Source organism: Chelatococcus sp. KU-N122 (assembly GCF_055391085.1).
Window position 1 is genome coordinate 3,955,961 of record NZ_AP043981.1, and the last position, 22,968, is coordinate 3,978,928.

Below are 22,968 nucleotides of genomic sequence, written 5' to 3' on the forward strand. Positions count from 1 at the left end.
ACTCGGCGGGCGCTTTGCCATGGAGCATCCGCATGCAGCAGAATTGGGCCAAGGCCCTGGCAGCCGTGCTCGTCTACGAGGGCGGCAAGGTCGACGATCCGCGCGACCCCGGCGGCCGCACCAACAAGGGCGTGACGCAGCGGGTCTATGACGCCTACCGCAAGAGCAAAGGCCTCGCGAAGCGGGACGTCTACAACATCGCCGACGCCGAGGTGTCGGACATCTACCGGAACCAGTACTGGGCAAAAATCCGAGGCGACGACCTGCCGAGCGGCGTCGACTTCGTCGTGTTCGACGGCGCCGTCAACAGCGGCGTCGCGCAGAGCGCTAAGTGGCTCCAGCGCGCGCTTGGCGTGGCGGCCGACGGCGTCATCGGCCCGGCAACGGTCAAGGCCGCGCAGGCGCACCTGGCACCCGAGCGACTGGTGGGCGACATCTGCGGGCGCCGTCTGGCGATGCTGCGCGGGCTCAGCACGTGGGCGACATTCGGCACCGGATGGACCAAGCGCGTGAACAGCGTTCTGGCCACCGGGTCGGCGATGGCCAGGGCTGGCGCCACGCCGTCGCCTCCGCCGCCCGCCGTAGCAGCACGCCCGGTCCTGCGCCGCGGCGACAAGGGCGTCTACGTCCGCGACCTGCAAACCGAGCTCGGCGCTGTCGGGTACGTCCTGCGCATCGACGGCGACTTCGGCCCGTCGACAGAGGCCGCGACGCGGTCGTTCCAGGCGGCGCGTGGGCTCGTGGTGGACGGCATCGTCGGCCCCGCGACGTGGGCCGCGCTCGACGACGCCGTAGCCGCCGCTCGGTCGGCCGACGCGTCGGCCCTGTCTCTCTTCTCCCTCCCCAGCGCGCCCGAGGCGGCGCAACCCACCCGGAGCACCACCATGGACATCACCAGCATCATGCAGCTCGTCCGCTACGCCCTCATCGGCGTCGGATCCGTCGTGACCGCCCGAGGCTGGGCGGACGACGCCACCGTGCAGTGGGTCATCGGCGGCGTGATCACCGCCGTCCCGGCCATCTGGGGCTTTTGGGTTCGCCGGCCGAGCGCTAACGCGGCGGCCCGCTAAAAACGATGTCGGTCAGCTGGGACCTGAACATCGCCGCGCTGCTGGCTCTCGCCGGGGCAGTGGTCGGCATCCTGCGCTACGTCTTCGCGGTCGACGCCCGGGCGCTCGGCGCCGAGCGCAAGGCGTCCGAGGCGGCAGCGGAGGCGCAGCGGGCCCGCGATGCTCTGGCGCTGCACGTCGCCGCCTTTGCTGCCTACCGCGAGGCCATCGCCCAGGGCTACGTCCACCGCGACACGTTGCGGGAGGTTGAGGTGCGCATGGCGGCCGCCATCGAGCGGCTCGGTGACAGGATCGACCATGCGCTTGACCGACGGGCGGCTCCACCCTGATGGCCCGCCTGGTCGCCGCCGTCCTGATGCTGCTGTCGGCAGCCTCGGTTGCCGCGCTGCTCGCTCTGGCTGGAGCGGCGGCGCCGTAGCGGCCCCGTCATCGTCACCCATCACGCCCCGTCGGCTCCGGCCGGCGGGGCTTTTCTCTTTTCGCGGGCCGCCTCTATGCGGTCGGCGGCGACCTCAATGAGCCGCTCCGCGAACCATCGCGCCTGCCGCTTGCTGACGCGGTTGCTCACCGATGGCCCCTCATTGACCACCGTCTCGAAATAGAAATAGCCGATCACGCGCCCCGTGGCATCGGTGACGCCGTAGCTCTCTTCGTGCTCGGTGATCTTGAGGGGTAGGGTCAGCCGTTCGTCACTCATGTTCTCAGTTTGTTCACGATTTGGGGCCGCGCGCAAATGCGTAGCGCAACCAATATCGCAACCAGGCGCTTCCGAAGGATTTCAGAAATCTCGTAAGCTATTGATCTAGCTGGTGGGCCCGGCAGGGCTCGAACCTGCAACCAGACCGTTATGAGCGGCCGGCTCTAACCATTGAGCTACGGGCCCGGGGCCGGGCGTCGGTCCGTCCGGTGCGGGCGGCCCTGCCGGAGGGGCCGACCTCAATACCCCAATCGTGGGCCGGCGGCTACTCCGGCGCAGAACACCGTAGCCGTTGCGGTTGTCGGCGCCTCGGCAGCTGGCTTATCAGTCGTCGGTCGAGGCGGACCGAATCGAGCGGGGGAATGGGCCGACATATCTGCTGGCTGGCGCTCGCCTGCGTGTTGGCGGGGCCTGCGACAGCTGGCGAGGGCGGGGCCGCCTACCGTAGCTGCCCCGCAATGCCGGCGAGCGACGAGAGCTTCCGTTCCACCGTGTCCGACGAGGAGGAGCCCGGCTTCTTCCAGCTGCCGTTCGGCCCGTGCCTGCGCCTGGGCGCCACGGTGTCGGCGTCGGCGGGCTCGCTGTTCTACAACGACCTCTTCGACCGCGAGGCCGGCCGCAGCAATGGGACGACAGTGGCGTCCTCGGGCAGCCTGGACGTCTCGACGCGGCAGCGCTTCGACGCCTTCGATCTCACCACCAACGTGACCTTCGAGAGCTCGGGCACCGGGCTCCTGCTCAGCCGCGCCACCATCAATGCCGGCCCACTCGCCGTCGGCCGGCGCTCGTCGTTCTTCGACTATTGGGAGCCGACGAACTTCCTCTACACGGATATCGTGCCGTCCAAGTATCCGGTGGTGGCGGCGTACACGATCCGTCTGCTTCCCAACGTGCGGCTGTCGCTCTCGGCCGAGAGTCCGCTGACGCGCTTCGTCGTTGCCGACGGCTACGGATCGCAATCGCTGCCGGACGTGGTGGCGCGGCTGCGCATCAAGACGGCGTTCGCCACCATCCAGGCCAGCGCCGCCTGGCGCCGTGTGCGCTTCGCGCCGACCGTGGCGGGCCTGCCGTCGCCGGCCGATCCCGGCAACGATGATGAGGACGTTGACGACGACGGAGAGGCGTCGTCGCCCGCCCCGGTGGCCGCCGCCGTCGGGCGTGGGGCGGCGACCGGCTGGGCGCTGCAGCTGGCCGGCACCATCCCGCTGCCGGCGCTCGGCGGCGGCGACGAGCTGGTGTTCGAGGTCGACTATGCCCGCAACGCGCCGGGCTACCTCGGCGTGTCCAATCCCGACGATGCGGTCGGCTACACCATGCCGTCGAGTTTTACGGCGCAGCAGGCGGAGCTGTCGCACGGCGCCAGCGCCTCGGTGATGCTGACGCATCATTGGTCGCCGCAATGGCGGTCCAATGCCTTCGTGACGTACATGGCGCTCAGGCTCGACCAGCCGCTGCTGCCGCAGTTGCGCGTGGTCCGCAGCGCCGTCAACCTGATCTGGAGCCCGATCAAGGACCTGGACATCGGCATCGAGACCAACCGCATCCAGGCGCTGGTGCCGCGCGGCAGCGCCTTCCAGGAAGACCTGGCGAGCCGTGACCAGTGGACCTTTCAGGGCACGGTCAAGCGCAGCTTCTGAGGGCGGGCGATACGCTGGATCGCTGCGCGGAGGCTGGTCTGCGATGCTTTCGCAACCACCCGCCGCGACGCTAGTGTGGCGCAATACGCCGCGAGTTACAGGCCGTCGCTAACAGGCGTCGATTCGGCCAAGCCTGCGTCACCAGGGGTCGCCGCCGCCCTCATCGCCAGAGCGCCGGCCGACATAGCTGGTCAGCAGGAACACGGCGGCGACCAGGACAGCGCCGCCGATCGCGGTGCCCACCACCAGGAACATGATACCCCGGCCGAACGACGAGCCGAAGTAGTAGTTGAAAAATTCCAGCACGGTCGCCATCCACGTCGCAGTCCGCGGCCAGCGCGCGGTACCGCCAGTCCTCAAGCTGGCGGGCACCTCACTACGCCCGATCCCCGACCAGGTACAGGACCCGCGCGATCGCGGGGGACGGGGGACGGCCGCCGAACGGCTATGGGGTCGCCATCGCGCGAATGGGTTGCCGGCCGTGGGCTCGATCGCCGCCTCGACGTCCGATGTTCCATCGGCGCGCCGAGCTCACACGCCGCAGCTGCAGAACAAGCACGCAAGCACGTTGATGACGGTGACGTCTGGCGACATCATCGTTCCCAGCATGCCTCTGGCCGCGGTGAAACGAGTCCAGCCCGATCTATCGCGACTCGAGGGACGTCAGAACGTTGAGCGCCGAGAGGCTCGGCGCACCGACATGGGATGTTGCGACATGGTCATTGGCACGCCAGGCGCAAGCGTAAGCGCCTTCGAGAATCGGTTCGCGGGACGGACGGCCATCGTGACCGGCGCCGCCTCCGGCATCGGCCGAGACGTGGCCCGACGGCTGCTGGCCGAGGGCGCACGGGTTTCGCTGTGGGACGTGAACGCGTCCGCTCTGGCCGCGGCCGCGGCCGAGCTCGCGGCACCGGATGCACAGGCGGTCGACGCCTCGGTCGAGGGCCAGGTCGATGCCGCCATGCAGCGCAGCGTCGCCGCGCTCGGCGGACGGCTCGACATCCTCGTCGCGAGCGCCGGCATCACCGGCCCGAACGTTCCCGTGAAGGACTATGCGGGCGATGACTGGCGCAAGGTCATCGACATCAACCTCAACGGCGTCTTCTACTGCAACCGGGCCGCGGTCCGGCAGATGGAGCGCACGGGCTACGGACGGATCGTCAATCTGGCCTCCGTCGCCGGAAAGGAAGGCAATCCCAACGCCTCGGCGTACAGCGCCTCGAAGGCCGCCGTCATGGCGCTCACGAAATCGTTGGGAAAGGAGACCGCCAGGACCAATATCCGCGTCAACTGCATTACGCCGGCGGCGATCAAGACGGCGATCTTCGAGCAGATGACGCAGGCGCACATCGATTTCATGCTGTCGAAGATCCCGATCGGCCGGTTCGGCGAGATCGAGGAAGCGACGTCGCTCATCTGCTGGCTGGCCAGCGAGGAGTGCTCGTTCAGCACCGGCGCAGTCTTCGATCTATCGGGGGGCCGGGCGACGTACTGATGCGAGCTCGCCCGAAGCTCATCGATCCCGCCGGTCGGGGCGCGACCGGCGGGGCTCTCGGCGGACGGTCAGGGCGCCTCTACAAGCCTCAGGGCTGAGCCTCTGCCCCCAAGCCGACCTGCCAGGTGGAGGGATTGCAGCCGAAGCCGCGCCTCGCCCGCTTGGACAGCCAGTAGCCCGCCTGCACCGGGATCTGCTCGAGGTTGGGGTCGAGCCCGAGCTTCTGGGCCGCGTCCATGGGCCAGTTGGGATTGTGCAGCATCTCGCGGCCGACGGCGATCAGGTCCGCCTGGCCGTTCCTCAGGATCGCCTCCGCCTGGTCGCCGTGGATGATCAGGCCGACGGCCATGGTCATGATGTCGGCCTCGGCCCGCACCCGCTCGGAGAACGGCACCTGGTAGCCGTACTGGTTGAGCCGGTAGAAGTTGGGGGCGGCGCTGGTGATGCCACCGGTGGTGCAGTCGATGACGTCGACGCCCTTGGTCTTGAGCAGGCGCGCCAGCCGCACGTTCTGCTCCGGCCCCCAGCCGGCGTCGTCCTCGATCGACAGGCGCACGAACAGCGGCTTCTCGGCAGGCCAATGGCTACGCACCGATTCGGCCACCTCGAGCGCAAACCGCATGCGGTTCTCTTCCGAGCCGCCGTAGTCGTCGGTGCGCTGGTTGGCGAGCGGCGACAGGAACTGGTGGATCAGATAGCCGTGCGCCCCGTGCAGCTCGACGACGTCGAAGCCGGCCGCATCGGCCCGGGCCGCGGCGCGGCCCCAGGCGGCGACCACCTCCTTGACCTCCGCCGTCGTGAGCTCGCGCGGCACTGGCCAGCCGTCGCCGTAGGGGATGGGGCTGGGGCCCACCACCTCCCAGGCGTCCCAGTCGGCGACCTCCGGCACGCGGGCCAGCGGGCCTTCGTTCTCCCACGGCCGGCGCGTACGGGCCTTGCGGCCGGTGTGGCCGAGCTGGATGCCGGCGGCCGCGCCATGGGCCTTGATGAAGCGGGCGAGGCGGCCGAGCGGCTCGATGAAGCGGTCATCCCACAGCCCGAGGTCGCCCAGCGTGCCGCAGCCGCGGCGCTCCACCTTAGTGGATTCGACGATCACCAGGCCGGCGCCGCCGGTGGCGAAGCGCCCCACGTTGACCATGTGCCAGTCCGTCGGGAAGCCGTTCTCGCCGGAATACTGGTGCATGGGTGGTACGACGATGCGGTTCCTCAAGGTGACGCCGCGCAATTGAAACGGCGAGAACAACAGGCTGTCGGACATGCGGTTCCTCCTTTGCCGCCGATGCATCGCGCGGCATTTCCTCACTTCGAAAGATGACGCTCGAGCAATTCGCATTGGATAAGGTCATCCAATGGCAGAGAAATGCTCATAACCTTTGAGTCCAGAGCGCTTCTCGCGCGACTAGGTGAGCTTACCCAATCGCGAAACGCTCCAGGTGCGTCTTCAGTCGCCGAAGACGTCGCCCGTCAGCGCCCATGACTTGCCGTCGAAGCGCATCATCTGCAGTTGCCGGATCGGCACGACGTCCTCGGGGCTGGTGGTCAGCCGGATGCCCGGCAGCAGCATCGGCAGCACCTCGCCGTGCAGCGATTGCGCCTGCCGGACGAGGCACTGGCGCATGAGGTCGTCCTTGCAGCGCTCGAGATAGAGCGCCATCAGCTGCGCCGCGGTGTAACCGGAGACGTTGAGGATATCGCCGGGGTTGGCGCCCGGCTGGTACTGGCTCATCCAGGCGCGCCAGGCCCGCATGCCCTCGTCGTCGGCCCAGCGCGGATCGCCGGGATCCTTGAGATAGGCACCGGAGACGACGCCGACCGCATTGGCGAGGCCGGCCGGCTCCAGCACCGCCGACACGGAATTGGAGACGGTCGGCAGGATGATCAGCGGCTTCCAGCCGAGGTCGGCGGCCTTGCGCAGCGCCTGCGCGGCGAACTTGGGTGTCGCTTCGGCGAAGAACACGTCGGCGCCGGATTGCTGGAAGGTGATGATCTGGGAATCGATGGTCGGGTCGGCGGTGAGGTAGGTGGCCTCGGCGACGATCTGGTCGACGTGGGAGCCGAGGCCCTCCTTGAAGCCCTTCAGGTAGTCGCGGCCGGCGTCCTCGTTGGGGGTGATGACGGCGATCCTGGCGTCCGGCCTGGTCTTCAGGATGTATTGGGCGTAGACGCGCCCTTCCGTTTCGTAGGTCGGGTTGAAGCCGCTGGTCCAGGGGAAGTGCTGCGTGTCGTTCCAGCGGCTGGCGCCGGACGAGACCAGCAGCTGCGGCACCTTTTTGGCGTTGAGATACTTCTGGACGGCGATGTTGGGAGCGGTGCCGACGGCGCTGAACATGGCCAGCACCTCGTCCTGCTCGACCAGGCGGCGCGTCTGCTCCACGGTCTTGGGCGGCGAGTAGCCGTCGTCGAGCGACAGGAGTTCGACTGGACGACCACCGATCCCGCCCTGCTCGTTGAGCATCCTGAAGTAGGCGTCTTCCGCCCGCGCGATAGTGCCGTAGGCGGAGGCCGGCCCGCTGTAGGGCGCGGTGTTGCCGAGCTTGATCGGATCGGCGGCGACCGCGGGCTGCGCCAGGGCGAGCCCGGCCATCAGCGCCGCCATACTCATCGCTTTCATGCCGTGCATCCTTGCTGTCCCATGTATGCGACGTAGCACCGCCGCGTGCGGCCGCTGCACACGGAGTGCGGCCATGCCGGCCGCGGCCATCACGACCTCAGCTTGCTCCACTGCTCGTCGCTCCACTCCAGCATGTCGCTGGGGCCGGCGCCGCCGAGGTAGCGCTTGCCGCCGTCGATGACGACCGCCTCGCCGGTGATGTAGCCGGCCTGGTCGGAGACGAGGAACGTGCAGAGATTGGCGAGCTCCGCATGCTCGCCGTAGCGGCCGAGCGGGATGGTTCGCCCCAGCGGCACCTTCTGCCGGTCCTCCGGCATGAGCTGCTGCCAGGCGCCGGGAGTCGGGAAGGGCCCTGGCGCCACCGCCACCAGCCGGATGCCGTGGCGCCCCCACTCCACCGCGAGGCCCTTGGTCATGGCCAGCACGCCGGCCTTGGCCATGGCCGACGGCACGGTGAACGGCGCGCCCTGCAACGCCGACAGCGTCAGGATGCTGAGCACGGTGCCGGGGCGGCCGTCCGCGATCCAGCGCTTGCCGCAGGCGATGGTGCAATAGGCGGTGCCGTGCAGGACGGTGTTCAACACCGCATCGACGGCACGATGGGAGAGCAGGTGGGTGCGGGCGAGGAAGTTGCCGGCCGCGTTGTTGATCAGGATGTCGAGCGGACTCGCCGCCCAGAGCCGCTCGATCATGGCGTCGACCGCCTCGCCCGAGCGGACGTCGCAGACCGCAGTCTCGACCGTGGTCCCAGTCTCGCTCCGGATCGCCGCCGCCGTTGCCTCCAATACCTCGCCACGGCGCCCGCACAGCACCAGGGAGGCGCCGAGCTCGGCGAAGCGATGGCCGATGCTGCGTCCGAGCCCGGTGCCGCCACCGGTGATCAGGATGCGCTTGCCGCGGAGCAGGTCCGGCTGGAACATGGCGGTCTCCTGAGCCTTAGCGGCCGGTGAAGCGCGGGGGGCGCTTCTCGACGAAGTGGGCGACGCCTTCCCTAAAGTCCTCGGTGCCGCGGCAGAGCGCCACTTCGCGGTCGGCAAGCTGGGTCGCGTCCGCCAGGGTCTGGCGCGGCACCAGCGCGAGTTGCCGCTTGATGGTGCCCATCGAGCGGGGAGAGCACAGGTTGGCGAGCTCCGCCGCCTTCTGCTGCACCGCCTCGCGAAAGCCTTCGGCCGGCAGTGCGCGGACCAGGCCCAGGCGGTCGGCCTCCTCGGCCTCGATAACACGGCCGCTGAGCAACAGGTCGGCGGCGTTCATGGGGCCGACCAGGTGCGTCAGCATCCAGGCGCTGCCGTGCTCGGCCACGAGCCCGCGGCGGGCGAACGAGGTGGTGAGCTTGGCGCCGGCGGCCATGTAGCGGAGGTCGCAGTAGAGCGTGAGGCACAGGCCAACACCGGCGACGGCGCCGTTGATGGCGGCGATGATCGGCTTGGGCACCGCCAGGAGATAGCTGTAGCGCTGGTCGAGATCGTCGTCGCTCTCGCGCCGCTCGACCTGCGCTGGCGCGGCGCCCGACGCTGAGGCGGAGAGCTTGCCCATGTCGGCGCCGGCGCAGAAGCCGCGGCCGGCGCCGGTCAGCACGATCGCCCTGACCTCCCGGTCATCCGCGGCGACGGCGATAAGGCGCTTCAGCTCGCGCTCCATCACCGGGGTCCAGGCGTTCATGCTGTCCGGCCGGTCGAAGGTGATGGTGGCCACGCGCTCGCGCACCTCGAACCGCATCTCCTCCGCGTGCACCATGTCGTTTCCTGCCGGTTTCGAATTGCCCTCGTCATAGCAATCGGCGGGTTGGATGGAAACTCGTTCTCGCATAAGGAAATCAATTCCATATGTATGAAAACCAATTGGAGCGATCGAGGCATGTCGGAAGAGGTCATCAAGACGGCGCGGCGGCTGTTCGAGATCCTGGAGTATTTCGATGTCGTGCAGCGGCCGCTGAGCCTGAAGGATGTGGCCGGCCGCTTCGACTACCCGGTGTCGAGCGCCTCGGCCCTGCTCAAGAGCATGGTGGTGCTCGGCTACCTCGACTACGACCGCTACTCGCGCACCTACATGCCGACCATGCGCATCGTGCAGCTCGGCGGCTGGGTGCAGGGCGCGCTGTTCGGCGAGGGCAGCATCGTCTCGCTCATGAAGTATCTGAGCAAGGAGACCGAGGAGACGATAAGCATCGGCACGCAGAGCGATCTCTACATGCAGTACATCCACACACTGCCGTCGCCTCACACCATCCAGTTCGCCATTCAGCCGGGCACCATCCGGCCGCTGGCCCGATCGGGCCTGGGATGGCTGATCCTCAGCGCGCGCTCGGACGACATGATCGAGAAGCTGGTGCGCCGCATCAATATCGAGGAGGAGGACCCCAAGCACAAAGTCGATCTGGCGGAGTTGATGCAGCGCATCCGCGAGATCCGCGCCAACGGCTACGTGATCTCGCTGCACACGGTGACCATCGGTGCCGGCGTCATCGGCATGCTGCTGCCCGAGCGGCGGCACGGGCGCATCCTGGCGGTCGGCGTCGGCGGGCCGGTGGTCCGCCTGGTCGACAACCGCGACCACATCCTCCGTGCGCTCCGCGCCGGCATCGACCGGTTCCTGCCCGTGGACGAGCCGGCGGATTGATTTTCAGATATATGCAAATGAAAGCGTATAGCTGAAAAAGCTGGATTCCGGCTCCGCTTCGCCCCATGCTGAAGCTCCATCGCCGAACGGCGCAAGAAATGCTGGCAGGAAGACCCCAGGAGCAACCTCGTGCAGGAGAGAGTTGTCGACATCACGACCAGGGATGGCGTGATGAACACCTATATCTTTCATCCGGATCGGCCGGGTCCTTTCCCTGTCATTATATTCTACATGGACTCGCTCGGCGTCCGTGAAGAGTTGTCCGACATGTGCCGACGCCTCGCCACCGTCGGCTATTACGTGATCATGCCGAACATGTACTATCGCATGGTGCGCTCGGTCGATCTCGACGCCAACCGGCTGACGGACCCGGCCTATGAGGCGGGCCTGGAGCTGATGTGGAAGCTCAACCGCCACCTCACCAATACCATGGTGATGGAGGACACCGAGCATCTCTTTTCGTTTCTCGACAAGGAGCCAGCCGCGCGTGCCGGCAAGGTCGGCACGGTCGGCTATTGCATGAGCGGCCGCTATGTCTTCAGGGCCATGGGCGTGTTTCCGGAGCGGATCGCCGCCGGCGCCTCCGTCTACGGCGCCAGGCTCATCACCGACCTGCCGGATTCGGCGCACTTGACGGCCGGCGCGATCAAGGGCGAGCTCTACTTCGCCTGCGCCGAGCACGACCACTACGCGCCCGCCGAGATCTTGGACGAAGTGCAGAAGATCATCGAGCGAACGGGCATCAACGCGTCGATGGAGTATTATCCGGAGGCCGAGCACGGCTTCGCCTTCCCGTCGCGCCGCCTCTACCACAAGCAGAGCACCGAGCGGCACTGGGAGCGGCTGTTCGACCTGTTCCAGCGCAATCTGCACTTGTAGATCTGCACAATGATTTCGACGCTTTGGTCCATCACAGTGAAAGGGCCGCTGACGGTGCCGCTGCGTACCTCGCCCCGCTTGCGGGGAGAGGTCGGAGCGCGCGAGCGCAGCTTGCGCGCTCCGGGTGAGGGGGGATCCCGAAGAGGGCTCCAACCCGGTCACGCCACTGACAACGCCCCCTCACCCCTCCCTCTCCCCGCAAGCGGGGCGAGGGTGCGCGGCGGCGGCTCCCTCGCCGGCAAACGGTCAAGATTTGCGCAGGCTGGCGGCAGCTTGGCCTGAGACGGCGAGTGAGCTGAAGAAATAAACAAATGCCAAGACAAAGGGGAAGAAACATGGTTCGAGCCAGCCGGCTGGCAATTGCCTTGTACAGTATTGGCGTCCTCGCGTCGGCCGCCCAGGCCGCCGACGCCGTCCGGATCGGCATTGCCGCTCCGCTCACCGGTGCCGCGGCCACCTATGGGCAGGACGTACAGCGCGGCGCCGATTTCGCCGCTGAGCACATCAACGCGCGCGGCGGCATCCTGGGCGGCCGCAAGGTCGAGATCGTCTACGAGGACGACAAGGGCACGCCGCAGGGCGGCGTCGCCGCCGTGCAGAAGCTCATCTCGGTCGGGCGCGTCAAGGCGATCACCGGCGGCACCAACAGCTCGGTGGTGCTGGCTGAATCGTCCGTCACCAAGAACCGCATCCTGCAGGTCAACGCGGCCGCCCAGGCCGATGCCATCACCGATCAGGGCAGCCCGTGGCTGTTCCAGATCAACAATACGGTCTCGGCCAACTCGAAGGCGTTCAACTCCTACATCGTCAACGTGATGAAGCCGAAGACGGTGGCCTACATGGGCGAGAACACCGAATTCAACAAGACGGTGCTCGACAACCTCAAGGAGAGCCTCAAGGCGGCCGGCATCGAGCTCGTCAACGTCTCCACCTACGACGCCGAGACCAACGATTTCACCTCGATCATCACCAAGATCAAGTCGCTCAACCCGGATCTGCTCTACGTCTCCGACGCCTATCCGGCGCGGGCGGCGCAGCTGTGGAAGCAGGTGCGCCAGCTCGGCGGCTTCCCCAAGGAGGCGATGTCCCCCGGCGTCGTCACGCCGGGCATGATCAAGCCGAGCGACGGCGCCATGAACGGCGTCTACACCGGCGAGATCTTCATGGCATCCGACCCGGGCGAGCAGGGCAAGGCCTTCGTCGAAGGCTTCGAGAAGAAATACAACGTCGAGCCGGGCAAGGGTAACCTGGTCATCTACGAGGCGGTCAACGTCATCGCCGATGCCATGAACAAGGCCGGCACCGACGGCGACTATGCCAAGATCGCCCAGGTGATCCGCGACAACACCTGGCCCAGCCCGCGCGGCGAACTGCGCTTCGACGCCAAGGGCCGCGCCTCGGCACCTTACTTTTTCATCCAGCAGATCAAGGACGGCAAGCTCGTCCAGGTCGACCGGGTGAAGAGCAACTGAGGTATGGCTGAAATGGCGTGACGTTGTTTGAGTGATACGCTTCAGCGTCATGGCCGGGCTTGACCCGGCCATCCATCTACCCAGCAACACTGCCATTCAGCCAGCCCTGCCGGGCTGACGTCGATGCATCGATGGATGGCCGGGTCAAGCCCGGCCATGACGCAGCGGGGATGCCTTGCCCTCCGCGGGGCCTGTTGAAACCTGGAGACCACGGCCTTGGAACTCCTGTTGCAGACCATCGTCAACGGCGTCGTGCTCGGCGCCGGCTATGCGGTCATCGCTGTCGGTCTCACGTTGATCTTCGGCATCGTCGGCATCGCCAACTTCGCCCACGGCGCCTACTTCGCGCTCGGGGCCTACGCCTGCTACCTATTGACCGGGCAGGGGCTGAACTATTTCCTCGCCGTTCCCGTGGCCGTCCTGATCGTGGCGGCCATAGGCGTGATCACCGAGCTCGGCATCGTCCGCCGCAGCCTCTACGGCGATGCCCACCACGGCTCGCTGATCGTCATGTTCGCGCTCGGCCAGGCGATCATCGCGGCACTCATGCTGCTGTTCGGCCCGGATCCGCACCCGGTGCCGTCGCCGCTCGGCCAGACGACGTTCAGCGTCTTCGGCATCCTCGTCACGGCGCAGCGCGCCTTCATCCTGGGCTGCTCCATCGTCGTCCTGGCCGCCTTCGGCCTCTGGCTCGGCTTCACCGTCAAGGGCCAGCAGATCGTCGCGGTGGCGCAGAACGCCCGCGGCGCGCTCTATTCCGGCATCAACGTGCCGATGATCCGCACGCTCGCCTTCGTGCTCGGTGTGGCGGCCGCAGGACTGGCCGGGGCGCTGCTGTCACCGATCGTCACGGCTTACCCCACGATGGGCCACGGCGCGCTGATCGTCGGCTTCACGGTGGTGATCCTGGGCGGCATGGGCAGCATCTCCGGCGCCCTGCTCGGCGCGCTGCTGATGGGCGTCGCCAACGCGCTGTTCGAGACCTACGTCTCGGTGTCGTGGACGCCGGCGCTCGGCTGGATTCTCGTGATCGCCACCTTGCTGCTCTGGCCCCAGGGCCTGCGCGGCCGCGCGCAACTGCACAGGCACTAAGGTGAACATGCAGCCCTCGTCCTCCCCCTCCGTTGTGCTGGCCGCCAGCCCGCCCGGCGAGATCGTGCCGGCGCCGGCCGCGCGGCCAGGGCCGCCGGCCGCCTACGCCTGGCTGCTGCTCGGCGCCGCCGTGGCCGCCATCGCGGCCTTCGGGCTCACCGTCTCCGACCCGTTTATCGTGACGCTGGCCGGCTATACCTGCGCCTTCGCCCTGTTCGCGCTGAGTATCAACATCATGCTCGGCGGCATCGGCGAGGTGCCGCTCGGCCAGTGCGTGTTCTTCGGCATCGGCGCCTACGGCGTGGGGATCGGCATGGTCAAGCTCGGCCTGCCGTTCGAGCTGGCGGTCGCCGCCGCCCTCGTCGTCTCCATTGCCGCGGCGGCCGCGCTGGGCGCGCTCACGCTGCGGCTCACCGGCGCCTATTTCTCCATCGTCTCGTGGGGCCTGTCGGGCGTCGCCATGGTCGCGGCCACCAACCTGGAGAGCATCACCGGCGGGCCGCTCGGGCTGTTCGGCTTTTCGGCGCTCTCGGTGGGGCCGATCGTGCTCACCGATCCCCAGTCCTATTTCTTCGTCACGGCGACCGTGCTGGTGGTGGCGGTGCTGTTCCTCGTCGCGGTCAAGCGTTCGCCGTTCGGCGCGGCCATGGAGAGCGTGCGGCAGAACCGCCACCTGGCCCAGTCCGTCGGCGTCGACGCCACCCGCGTGCGGCTGAAGGCGTTCATGCTGAGCGCGCCGTTCGCCGCCCTCGGCGGCGCGCTGTGCGTGCCCTATGCGCAGATCGTGACGCCGGAAGTCTTCTCCGTCGCCAACACCGTCGACGGGCTGCTGATGGTGCTGCTCGGCGGCTCGCAGCTGATCGTCGGCCCGGTCATCGGCGCGGTGATCTTCAGCATCATCCCGCACTTCCTCGAGCTCGACCCGAACGTGCGGATATTGATCTTCTCCAGCGCCATCATCCTGATCATGATGTTCGCACCGGGTGGGCTGCATCAGCTCGCTGTGGCGCTGCGCGACCGGCTGCGGAGGGATGGCCATGCATAGCCCGCAGCCCTCCGTCACGCCGGCGCCCACCGCGGCGGTGCGCGCCACCGACATCGTCAAGCGCTACGGCGGCGTCACCGCGCTCAACGGTGTCAGCCTCACCGTGGCCGAGGGCGAGGTCTTCGGCATCATCGGGCCCAACGGCGCCGGCAAGTCGACCCTGTTCGACATCCTCTGCGGCATCACCAAGCCCACCAGCGGCGCCATCGAAGTCTTGGGGCGCGACGTCGGCCGCATGGCGCCGCACGCGGTGGCGCGCACCGGCGTCGCCCGCACCTTCCAGCGCACGGCGGTGTTCGCCGACGCCACCGTGTTCGACAACCTGCTCTACGGCCGCCATGCCAGCTTCCAGCACGGCGTCCTCGGGCACATCCTCCGCAGCGCATCCTCCCGCGAGGAGCAACGGGCATTTCAGCAGCGCGCTCGCGAGGTCCTGGCCATGACCGGGCTCGAGAACGACCGCGACCGCCGGGCCGGCGTGCTGGCCTACGGCGTGCAGCGCCGGCTCGCCGTCGGCGTGGCGCTGATGGCCGATCCGAAGATCCTGTTCCTCGACGAGCCGGCGGCGGGCATGAACGGCCGCGAGACGGCGGACTTCATCGCGCTCATCCGTGCCGTCGCGCCGGGGCGGACCATCCTCATCGTCGAGCATGACATGGCCGTCATCCGCGAGCTGTGCGGACGGGCGCTGGTGGTGGTCGACGGCCGCCCGGTCGTCGTCGACGAGCCGCACCATGTGCTCCGGCACCCCGAAGTGATCACCGCCTATCTCGGAGCCGACGATGAATGAGACGGAGCCGCTGCTCGCCGTCGAGAGCGTCTCGGCGGCGTACGGTAAGGTCGTGGCGCTGCGCGAGGTGTCGCTCGCGGTGCGCCCCGGCGAGATCGTGGCGATCCTCGGCGCCAACGGCGCCGGCAAGACGACGCTGCTCAACGCCATTTCCGGGGTCCTGCCCATCACCGGCGGCCGCATCCGCTTCAGCGGCGCGCGCATCGATGGCCGCAAGCCCTGGCAGCTGAGCCGCCTCGGCATCAGTCACGTGCCCGAGGGCCGGGAGATCTTTCCAGCCATGACGGTAGAGGCCAACCTGAAGATCGTCGACGCCTTCGGCGGCGGCCCGGCGTTCGCTGTCGTCGACATCCTGGACATGTTCCCGCGCCTGCGCGAGCGACTCCACCAGAACGCGGGCAGCTTGAGCGGCGGCGAGCAGCAGATGCTGGCCATCGGCCGCGGCCTGATGGCCCGCCCCAAGCTCGTGCTGTTCGACGAGCCGTCGCTCGGCCTGTCGCCGTTCTTCACCAAGTTCGTGCTGAGCGCCATCGCCGACCTCAGGGGCAGGGGCATCTCGACGCTGCTGGTCGAGCAGAACATGCGCGCCGCGCTCAAGATCGCCGATCGGGCCTACGTGCTGCGGGTCGGATCGCTGGTGCGCGAGGGCTCGGCCCGGGACATCGCCGCCGCCCCCGACATCCAGGAAGCCTACCTCGGAGCCTGACCCTCGGCTCGCTTCACCCTCACATTGCATTGGAAGCATTGCTCATGACGACCCGCCGAAACCTGCCCCTCGATGGCGTGACGGTCATCGATCTCGGCCAAGTCTACCAGGGGCCCTATGCCACCTACCTGATGGCCAAGGCCGGCGCCGACGTCATCAAGGTCGAGCCGCTCGGCGGCGAGCCGGTGCGCCAGCGCAACGCCGTCAGCCGCGGCTCCGGCGTGCCGTTCGCCATGCTCAACGGCCACAAGCGCTGCATCACCCTGAACCTGAAGGCACGCAAGGGCACGGAGATCCTGAAGCAGCTGGTCCGCGACGCCGACGTGCTGCTCGAGAACTATGCGCCCGGGGTTATGGACAAGCTCGGCGTCGGCTGGTCGGTGCTGCACGCGCTCAACCCGCGGCTCGTCTACGCCTCGGGGTCCGGCTACGGCCTCTCCGGGCCGGACAGGGACAACCTGGCCATGGACGTCACCGTGCAGGCGGCCTCGGGCCTGATGAGCGTCACCGGCTTTCCCGACGGGCCGCCGGTGAAGGCGGGCCCAGCGCTCGCCGATTTCCTGAGCGGCATCCACCTCTATGCCGGCATTGTCACGGCGCTGTACGAGCGCCAGTTCACCGGCGTCGGCCGCCTCGTCGAGGTGGCGATGCAGGAGACGATCTATCCGACCCTCGCCTCGAATCTGACGTTCATGTACGACGTCGGCACGACGCCGCCGCGCACCGGCAACCGCCACGGCGGCCTGTCGGCGGCGCCCTACAACGTCTATCCGGCCAAGGATGGCTACATCGCCATCATCGGCATCAACGAGACCCACTGGACCAATCTGCTCGCCGCCATGGGCCGCTCCGATCTGGTGGGCGATGCGCGCTTTTCCGACAAGGTGTCCCGGGTCCGCAACCTCGAGGAGACCGATCGGCTCATCTCCGACTGGACGTCGACGCTGACCCGCGAGGAGGCCAGCGCCATCCTGCGCCGCCACAAGGTGCCGTCGGCCCCCGTCCGCGACTTGATCGAGGTCACCAACGACCGCCACATGCACGAGCGCGGCATGCTCGAATGGATCGATCATCCGGAGTTCGGCCGCATCGTCGTGCCCAACAACCCGATCCGCTTCCATGGCGCCGACCGCCTGCCGGCCGCGCCCTCGCCTCGGCTCGGCCAGCATACGGACGAGGTGCTGGCGTCGCGGCTGAAGCTGTCAGCGGCCGAGATCGCAGCCCTGCGCGACGAGGGCGTGATCGGGCAGGGCACGTGACGGGAATGACAGACCGGCGCTGGGATCGGTGCCAGGGCGCGGCACCGCAGGGTAAGACAGGTTACGGAAAAGACGAAGGGAGGATGATGCGGTGCTGCTGACAGATCATGTGGCGGAAGCCGGGCATCCCCTCGATCGCTTCTTCAAGCCGCGCAGCATCGCCATCATCGGCGCCTCGCCGGATGCCACGAAGATCCGCGGCCAGCTGCTGAGCATGCTGCAGAAGAACGGCTATGCGGGCCGGCTGTTTCCGATCAATCCGAGCTACCAGGACATCGCCGGCGTGCGCTGCTACGCCTCCGTCGCGGCGGTCGGCGAGCCGGTCGATCTGGCGCTGATCGCGATCCCGGCCTCCGGCGTGATCGAGGCGCTCGAGGATTGCGCCACGGCCGGCGTGGGCCACGCCGTGATCATCACCTCGGGTTTCGCCGAGGAGGGTGGGGCGGCTGCCGACGCCCAGGCGGAGATCGCGGCGCTGGCGCGACGCACCGGCCTGCGGGTTTGCGGACCGAACGCCCAAGGCTTCCACAACGAGCCCGGCCACGTGGCGGCCACGTTCAGCCCGACCGTCGACGTCAAGCCGGACCGCCAGCCGATCGATCTGGGGGCGCGCCGCGTCGGCATCGTCTCCCAGAGCGGCGGCTTGGGCTTCGCCTTCTACAATCACGGCAAGTCCTGGGGCCTGAATTTCAGCTGCGTGGTCAGCTCGGGCAACGAGGCCGACCTCGGCGCCGGCGACTTCTTCGACTACATGGTCGATGATCCGGCCACCGACATCATTCTGCTCCTGCTGGAGGGGGTGCGCGACGCCGACACGTTCGTGGCCGCAGCGGCCAAGGCGGCGGTGGCCGGCAAGCCCGTCATCGTCTGCAAGATCGGCCGCTCCGGCGCCGGGGAGCGGGCGACGGCCTCGCACACCGCCAACATGAGCGGCTGGGATGCGGCGTATGGCGCCGTGTTCGCCCGCTACGGCTTCATCGAGGCGGCCGATCCGGACGAAGCCATCGCCGTCGCGGCGGCGCTGGCGACCGCCCCGCTGGCCAAGGGCCGGCGGGCGGGCATCGTCACCGTCTCGGGCGGCGGCGGCGCCTGGGCGGCCGATACGCTGGCGGCCAACGGCTTCGATGTGCCCGAGCTGTCGCAAGCGTTCCAGGCCGCCATCCGGCCGCTGATCCCATCCTACGGCGCGGCCGGAAACCCGATCGACGTGACCGCCCAGGGGGTCCATACCGGCGGCTTGCAGGCGAGCGTCGACCGCCTCGTCGCCAGTGACGAGGTGGATCTCGTCGTGCTCGTCAACGCCCTCTCCAGCGAGCACCGGGTCGCCTTCGACGCCGAGGCCATGGGCAAGCTGGCCCGATCCCAGCGCAAGCCGATCCTCGTCTATTCCTACACGCTGCCGTCGGATTTCGCCCGCCGCCGCATCGCCGAGGCCGGCCTGCCGGTGTTCGCCAACCTGACCAATCTCGGCATCGCGGCGCGCCGGCTGGCCGAGCGCGGCGCCTACACGCCACCGCGGCCGGCGGCGCCGGCCGTCGTTCCGCGCGCCGCCGCCAGCCTGCTGGCAGAGCTCGGTCCGGCCCTGTCGGAGGCGGACGCCAAGCGGGTGCTGGCGGCGTGCGGGCTGCCGATGACCTCGGAGCGGCTGGTCGCATCGGCGGCCGAGCTCGACGACGCCATGGCGGCCGTCGGCTTTCCGCTGGCGCTGAAGGTCCAGTCGCCGCAGATCCAGCACAAGAGCGAGGTGGGCGGTGTGCGGCTCGGCATCGCCGATGCTGCGGCCGGCCGCGAGGCCTACCGGGCTCTCCTCGCCGACGTGGCGGCGAAGCGGCCGGACGCGGCGCTGCAGGGCGTGTTGGTGAGCCCGATGGCGGCCAAGGGTGTCGAGATCATCATCGGCACGCTCATCGACCGCACCTTCGGCCCCATGGTGACGGTCGGCTTCGGCGGCGTCACCACCGAGCTGTTCAAGGATCTGGCCTACCGTCCGGCGCCGGTGACGCCGGACGAGGCGGCGCTGATGCTGGCCGAGCTGAAGGCGGCGCCGCTGCTCAATGGCTTCCGCGGCGCGCCCGTGGCCGACAAGGCCGCCCTCTGTGCCCTGGTGGCGAAGGTCTCCGCCATCGCCGCCGCCCTGAAGGACGAGGTGGCCGAGATCGAGCTCAACCCGGTCCTCGTCCACCCGGCCGGACAAGGGCTGACCATCGCGGATGCGCTGATGGTCCGCCCCGCGGCCGGCCCGTCATCCAATTGAGTGTGGAACTCTAAGTGTGCCGGGCCCAGCGGCCCGACGCTTGCGAAGGACATCACATGCCGGACGCGGAGAGCTTCATCGTCGAAACGGCTGAGCGCGTGTTTGCCGATCTTGCCGATCCGCAGACCATCATCCATGCGCGCTCCGGGGACTGGAAGGCCAAGCTGTGGCCCGCCCTGCAGGATGTCGGGCTGACGCTGGCCTGGGTGCCGGAGGCGCAGGGCGGCGCTGGCGTCGCCCTCGACGAGGGCTTCGGTGTGCTGCGCGCCGCCGGCCGGGCGGCGCTGGCGGTGCCGCTGGCCGAGACGATGCTGGCCGGATGGCTGCTGGCGCAGGCCGGGATCGGGTCGCCTGCCGATGCCATGAGCGTGGCGCCGGCGCGACCGAAGGACCGTCTGGCCATCGACCGGGCGGGGCGTCTCACGGGCATCGCCCGAAAGGTGCCGTTTGGACGCGATGCCGACCACCTGGCCGTGATCGCGGCCGGGCCCGAGGGCCTCGCCGTCTGCCTGGTGCGGACCGGCGACTGCCGCATCGTGCACGACACGGGCCTGGCGGGAGAGCCGTCCGACACGGTGGATGTGACCGGCGTGACGCCCGTTCAATCGGCCGCCGCCGATCTCGACGCGGAGGCGCTGCTCCTGATGGGGGCCGCCGTGCGCGCCCAGCAGATCGCCGGCGCCCTGGAAGCCATGCTCGATCTCTCGGTTCGCTACGCCACGGAGCGGATCGCCTTCGAGAAGCAGATCTCCAAGTTCCAGGCGGTTCAGCACAATCTGGCCAAGCTCGGCGGCGAGGTGGCGGCCGCGGTGGCCGCCGCCGTCTCGGCGGCCGACACCATCCGGCAGGGAGGCCTCGACGGCGAGGCGGCCCTGCTGGAGGTCGCAGCAGCAAAAATCCGGGGCGGCGAGGCGGCCGAGGCGGGGGCAGCCATCGCCCACCAGGTGCACGGTGCCATCGGCTTCACCGACGAGCACGTGCTGCACCGCTTCACCCTGCGGGCGCTCGGCTGGCGCGACGACTTCGGCAACGAGAGCTACTGGAGCGTCCGGCTCGGCGAGTTCGTCGCCCGGCAAGGGGCCGACGCGCTCTGGCCGCTGCTGGCATCGCGCTGACCGGGGAGGACAGAACCATGACTGCGCTTCGTTTCGATCCCGTCCGCCTGCCGCCCCATTGCCAGGCGCTCAGGCAGGAGGTGCGTGCCTTTCTGGCCGAGGAGATCGCCGCCGGCACCTTCGATCCGCACCATCCCGAAGGCGGCGCGGCCAACGCCGATGCCTTCAGCCGCCGCGTCGGCGAGCGCGGCTGGATCGGCATGACCTGGCCCAAGGAGTACGGCGGCCAGGAGAAGAGCTTCCTCGAGCGCTACGTGGTGACAGAGGAAATGCGGGTCGCTAACGCGCCGACGCGGCGCTTCTTCGTCGTCGACCGCCAGAGCGGGCCGACGCTGATCCGCTATGCCAACGAGGCCATCAAGCGCAGCATCCTGCCCCGCGCGGTGCGCGGCGAGGTGTGCTTCTGCATCGGCATGAGCGAGCCCGGATCGGGCTCGGACCTGTTCGCGGCGAAGACCAAGGCGACGCGGGCCGACGGCGGCTGGCTGATCAACGGCACCAAGATCTGGACGAGCAACGCCCACCAGTCGGACTACATGATCGGCCTGTTCCGCACCTCGCAGCCGACCAAGGAGAACCGCCGCCACGGGCTGACCTCGTTCCTGGTCGACATGACGACCCCGGGCATCGTCTGCAACGCGATCGGCCAGATGACCGGCCAGCGCGAGTTCAACGAGGTCGTCTTCACCGACGTCTTCATCCCCGACGATCACGTCATCGGCGAGATCGACGGCGCCTGGAAGCAGGCCACCAGCGAGCTCGCCTACGAGCGCAGCGGGCCCGAACGGTTCCTGGAGACCTATGGTGCGCTCGATGAGCTGGTCAGGGCCGTCGGCCCCGAGCCCGACATCCGCACCGCCGCCGGCATCGGTCGCCTGGTGGCGCAGCTGCACACGCTGCGGCGCATGTCCGTGTCGGTGGCCGGGATGCTGGCGGCCGGCCGGGAGCCGGTCGTCGAGGCGGCCATCGTCAAGGACGTCGGCACGCTCTGGGAGCAGGCCCTGCCGCAACGCGCGCGGGAGCTTGCCGCCTTCCTGGAGCCCGACAGCGCCAACCACGAGACGTTCGAGAAGCGGCTGGCGTTCTATCTCAAGACGGCGCCGAAGCTGACGATCCAGGGCGGCACGACCGAGATCCTGCGCGGCATCATCGCTCGCGGCCTGGGGCTCAGGTAATGCGGGCTAGGCGTTCCGCTCATCGCGCCGCACAGTCGCCCCGGCGTCATGGCCGGGCTTGACCCGGCCATCCATCGGATCAACCACTTCAGCCCGATAGGGCTGGCATTTTTCATTTGTTCTCAGTGTGATGGATGGCCGGGTCAAGCCCGGCCATGACGTCTGGGACGAGTTGCCAGGGAGGTTCCAGGATGAGCAAGGATATCGACGTCTCGCACACCGGCCATGTCGCCACCATCGAGATCAGGCGGCCGCCGCTGAACTACTTCGACATCGTGCTGATCCGCGACATCGCCGATGCGCTCGATGCCATCGACGCCGATCCGTCGATCCGGGCGGTGGTGCTGGCGGCCCAGGGCAAGGCGTTCTGCGCCGGCGCCAATTTCACCGCGCCCCCGGCCGGCGGCTTCGAGGAGCGGCCGCGCGACACCGGCCACCTCTACATCGAGGCGGTGCGCATCTTCCGCAACAAGAAGCCGATCGTCGCCGCGGTCCAGGGTGCTGCCATCGGCGGCGGCCTCGGCCTCGCCATGTCGGCCGATTTTCGCGTGACCTGCCCCGAGGCCCGCTTCTCGGCCAATTTCACCAAGCTCGGCTTCCACCCCGGCTTCGGGCTCACCGTCACCCTGCCGGAGGTCGTCGGTAAGACCAAGGCGGCGCTGATGTTCTACACCAGCCGCCGCGTGACCGGCGAGGAGGCCTTCGAGATGGGCCTCGCGGACGTGCTCGTGCCCCAGGACGAGGTGCGCGACGCGGCGTTCAAGCTTGCCGGCGAGATCGCCGAATGCTCGCCGCTCGGCCTGCTGTCGACCCGCGCCACGATGCGTGACGGGCTGGCCGAGCGCGTGCGCGTCGCGACCGACCATGAGCTCGCGGAGCAGAACCGGCTGCGAAATACGGAAGACTTCAAGGAGGGCATCAAGGCCACCGCGGAGCGCCGCGTCGGCAACTTCAAGGGCCGCTGAGCGACATCATTTGTCCAGGAGATGGATGGCCGGGTCGAGCCCGGCCATGACGACTTGGGAATTGAGGCACTTTATTTTCAACGTCAT

General features: G+C 68.5%; 22 protein-coding genes and 1 tRNA gene. 16 read left to right on the forward strand and 7 right to left on the reverse strand.

Translation table 11 applies throughout. The features are described from left to right. Window positions 1-32: 32 nt before the first annotated feature. Together ACZ5PO_RS17740 and ACZ5PO_RS17745 are read left to right on the forward strand one after the other, a co-directional pair. Window positions 33-1,070 (forward strand): glycosyl hydrolase 108 family protein, encoded by a 1,038-nt coding sequence (locus ACZ5PO_RS17740; protein ID WP_464195817.1) that lies wholly within the window; start codon window positions 33-35, stop codon window positions 1,068-1,070. Window positions 1,071-1,075: 5 nt separating this feature from the next. After that, window positions 1,076-1,399: a hypothetical protein gene (locus ACZ5PO_RS17745; protein WP_464195819.1), complete on the forward strand. Its 324-nt coding sequence runs from the start codon at window positions 1,076-1,078 to the stop codon at window positions 1,397-1,399. Between the two features lie 110 nt (window positions 1,400-1,509). Here ACZ5PO_RS17745 and ACZ5PO_RS17750 read toward each other — a convergent pair whose 3' ends face one another. Both ACZ5PO_RS17750 and ACZ5PO_RS17755 read right to left on the reverse strand, forming a co-directional pair. Then, window positions 1,510-1,767 carry a hypothetical protein gene (locus ACZ5PO_RS17750; RefSeq protein WP_464195821.1) on the reverse strand — a complete coding sequence of 86 codons (258 nt, stop codon included), beginning with the start codon at window positions 1,765-1,767 and terminating at the stop codon, window positions 1,510-1,512. 110 nt (window positions 1,768-1,877) lie between these two features. Beyond that, window positions 1,878-1,953 (reverse strand) — tRNA-Ile (locus tag ACZ5PO_RS17755). A gap of 176 nt (window positions 1,954-2,129) precedes the next feature. Between ACZ5PO_RS17755 and ACZ5PO_RS17760 the strand changes: the two genes are divergently transcribed. After that, window positions 2,130-3,404: a hypothetical protein gene (locus ACZ5PO_RS17760; protein ID WP_464195823.1), complete on the forward strand. Its 1,275-nt coding sequence runs from the start codon at window positions 2,130-2,132 to the stop codon at window positions 3,402-3,404. Between the two features lie 138 nt (window positions 3,405-3,542). Here ACZ5PO_RS17760 and ACZ5PO_RS17765 read toward each other — a convergent pair whose 3' ends face one another. Continuing rightward, the gene (locus tag ACZ5PO_RS17765; protein ID WP_464195825.1) at window positions 3,543-3,710 is read right to left on the reverse strand and encodes a hypothetical protein; all 168 of its coding nucleotides are present in this window, start codon (window positions 3,708-3,710) and stop codon (window positions 3,543-3,545) included. Between the two features lie 409 nt (window positions 3,711-4,119). Between ACZ5PO_RS17765 and ACZ5PO_RS17770 the strand changes: the two genes are divergently transcribed. Further along, the gene (locus tag ACZ5PO_RS17770) at window positions 4,120-4,899 is read left to right on the forward strand and encodes an SDR family oxidoreductase (protein WP_464195827.1); all 780 of its coding nucleotides are present in this window, start codon (window positions 4,120-4,122) and stop codon (window positions 4,897-4,899) included. Between the two features lie 88 nt (window positions 4,900-4,987). Here the strand turns inward: ACZ5PO_RS17770 and ACZ5PO_RS17775 are convergent, their stop codons facing one another. The 4 genes from ACZ5PO_RS17775 to ACZ5PO_RS17790 form a co-directional block, all read right to left on the reverse strand. After that, window positions 4,988-6,157, reverse strand: coding sequence for an NADH:flavin oxidoreductase/NADH oxidase (locus tag ACZ5PO_RS17775; protein WP_464195829.1), 1,170 nt, complete (start codon window positions 6,155-6,157; stop codon window positions 4,988-4,990). Window positions 6,158-6,340: 183 nt separating this feature from the next. Continuing rightward, window positions 6,341-7,519, reverse strand: coding sequence for an ABC transporter substrate-binding protein (locus tag ACZ5PO_RS17780; RefSeq protein WP_464195831.1), 1,179 nt, complete (start codon window positions 7,517-7,519; stop codon window positions 6,341-6,343). Window positions 7,520-7,599: 80 nt separating this feature from the next. Beyond that, a complete protein-coding gene (locus ACZ5PO_RS17785) occupies window positions 7,600-8,430 on the reverse strand; it encodes an SDR family oxidoreductase (protein WP_464195833.1) in 831 nt (276 codons plus the stop codon). Between the two features lie 16 nt (window positions 8,431-8,446). Beyond that, complete coding sequence (locus ACZ5PO_RS17790) at window positions 8,447-9,244, reverse strand: enoyl-CoA hydratase-related protein (protein ID WP_464196882.1); 798 nt, start codon at window positions 9,242-9,244, stop codon at window positions 8,447-8,449. A gap of 123 nt (window positions 9,245-9,367) precedes the next feature. On the opposite strand from ACZ5PO_RS17790, the gene ACZ5PO_RS17795 reads away from it, so the two are divergent. From ACZ5PO_RS17795 to ACZ5PO_RS17850, 12 genes are all read left to right on the forward strand, one after another. Continuing rightward, the gene (locus tag ACZ5PO_RS17795) at window positions 9,368-10,129 is read left to right on the forward strand and encodes an IclR family transcriptional regulator (protein WP_464195835.1); all 762 of its coding nucleotides are present in this window, start codon (window positions 9,368-9,370) and stop codon (window positions 10,127-10,129) included. Between the two features lie 129 nt (window positions 10,130-10,258). After that, window positions 10,259-11,008, forward strand: a complete 750-nt coding sequence (locus ACZ5PO_RS17800; RefSeq protein ID WP_464195837.1) for a dienelactone hydrolase family protein — start codon at window positions 10,259-10,261, stop codon at window positions 11,006-11,008. A gap of 335 nt (window positions 11,009-11,343) precedes the next feature. Beyond that, complete coding sequence (locus tag ACZ5PO_RS17805) at window positions 11,344-12,480, forward strand: ABC transporter substrate-binding protein (protein ID WP_464195839.1); 1,137 nt, start codon at window positions 11,344-11,346, stop codon at window positions 12,478-12,480. Between the two features lie 216 nt (window positions 12,481-12,696). Beyond that, a complete protein-coding gene (locus tag ACZ5PO_RS17810; protein WP_464195841.1) occupies window positions 12,697-13,572 on the forward strand; it encodes a branched-chain amino acid ABC transporter permease in 876 nt (291 codons plus the stop codon). Between the two features lie 7 nt (window positions 13,573-13,579). Then, a complete protein-coding gene (locus ACZ5PO_RS17815) occupies window positions 13,580-14,617 on the forward strand; it encodes a branched-chain amino acid ABC transporter permease (protein ID WP_464195843.1) in 1,038 nt (345 codons plus the stop codon). After that, complete coding sequence (locus tag ACZ5PO_RS17820; RefSeq protein WP_464195845.1) at window positions 14,610-15,407, forward strand: ABC transporter ATP-binding protein; 798 nt, start codon at window positions 14,610-14,612, stop codon at window positions 15,405-15,407. Before ACZ5PO_RS17815 ends, ACZ5PO_RS17820 begins: the two co-directional genes overlap by 8 nt. Further along, window positions 15,400-16,113, forward strand: coding sequence for an ABC transporter ATP-binding protein (locus tag ACZ5PO_RS17825; RefSeq protein ID WP_464195847.1), 714 nt, complete (start codon window positions 15,400-15,402; stop codon window positions 16,111-16,113). Before ACZ5PO_RS17820 ends, ACZ5PO_RS17825 begins: the two co-directional genes overlap by 8 nt. A gap of 44 nt (window positions 16,114-16,157) precedes the next feature. Further along, window positions 16,158-17,372 (forward strand): CaiB/BaiF CoA transferase family protein, encoded by a 1,215-nt coding sequence (locus ACZ5PO_RS17830; RefSeq protein WP_464195849.1) that lies wholly within the window; start codon window positions 16,158-16,160, stop codon window positions 17,370-17,372. 91 nt (window positions 17,373-17,463) lie between these two features. Beyond that, window positions 17,464-19,626 (forward strand): acetate--CoA ligase family protein, encoded by a 2,163-nt coding sequence (locus tag ACZ5PO_RS17835; RefSeq protein ID WP_464195851.1) that lies wholly within the window; start codon window positions 17,464-17,466, stop codon window positions 19,624-19,626. A gap of 56 nt (window positions 19,627-19,682) precedes the next feature. Further along, a complete protein-coding gene (locus ACZ5PO_RS17840; protein WP_464195853.1) occupies window positions 19,683-20,741 on the forward strand; it encodes an acyl-CoA dehydrogenase family protein in 1,059 nt (352 codons plus the stop codon). Window positions 20,742-20,758: 17 nt separating this feature from the next. Further along, complete coding sequence (locus ACZ5PO_RS17845; protein ID WP_464195855.1) at window positions 20,759-21,916, forward strand: acyl-CoA dehydrogenase family protein; 1,158 nt, start codon at window positions 20,759-20,761, stop codon at window positions 21,914-21,916. A 191-nt stretch (window positions 21,917-22,107) separates the two neighbouring features. Beyond that, window positions 22,108-22,881, forward strand: a complete 774-nt coding sequence (locus ACZ5PO_RS17850) for an enoyl-CoA hydratase/isomerase family protein (protein ID WP_464195857.1) — start codon at window positions 22,108-22,110, stop codon at window positions 22,879-22,881. Window positions 22,882-22,968: the final 87 nt, after the last annotated feature.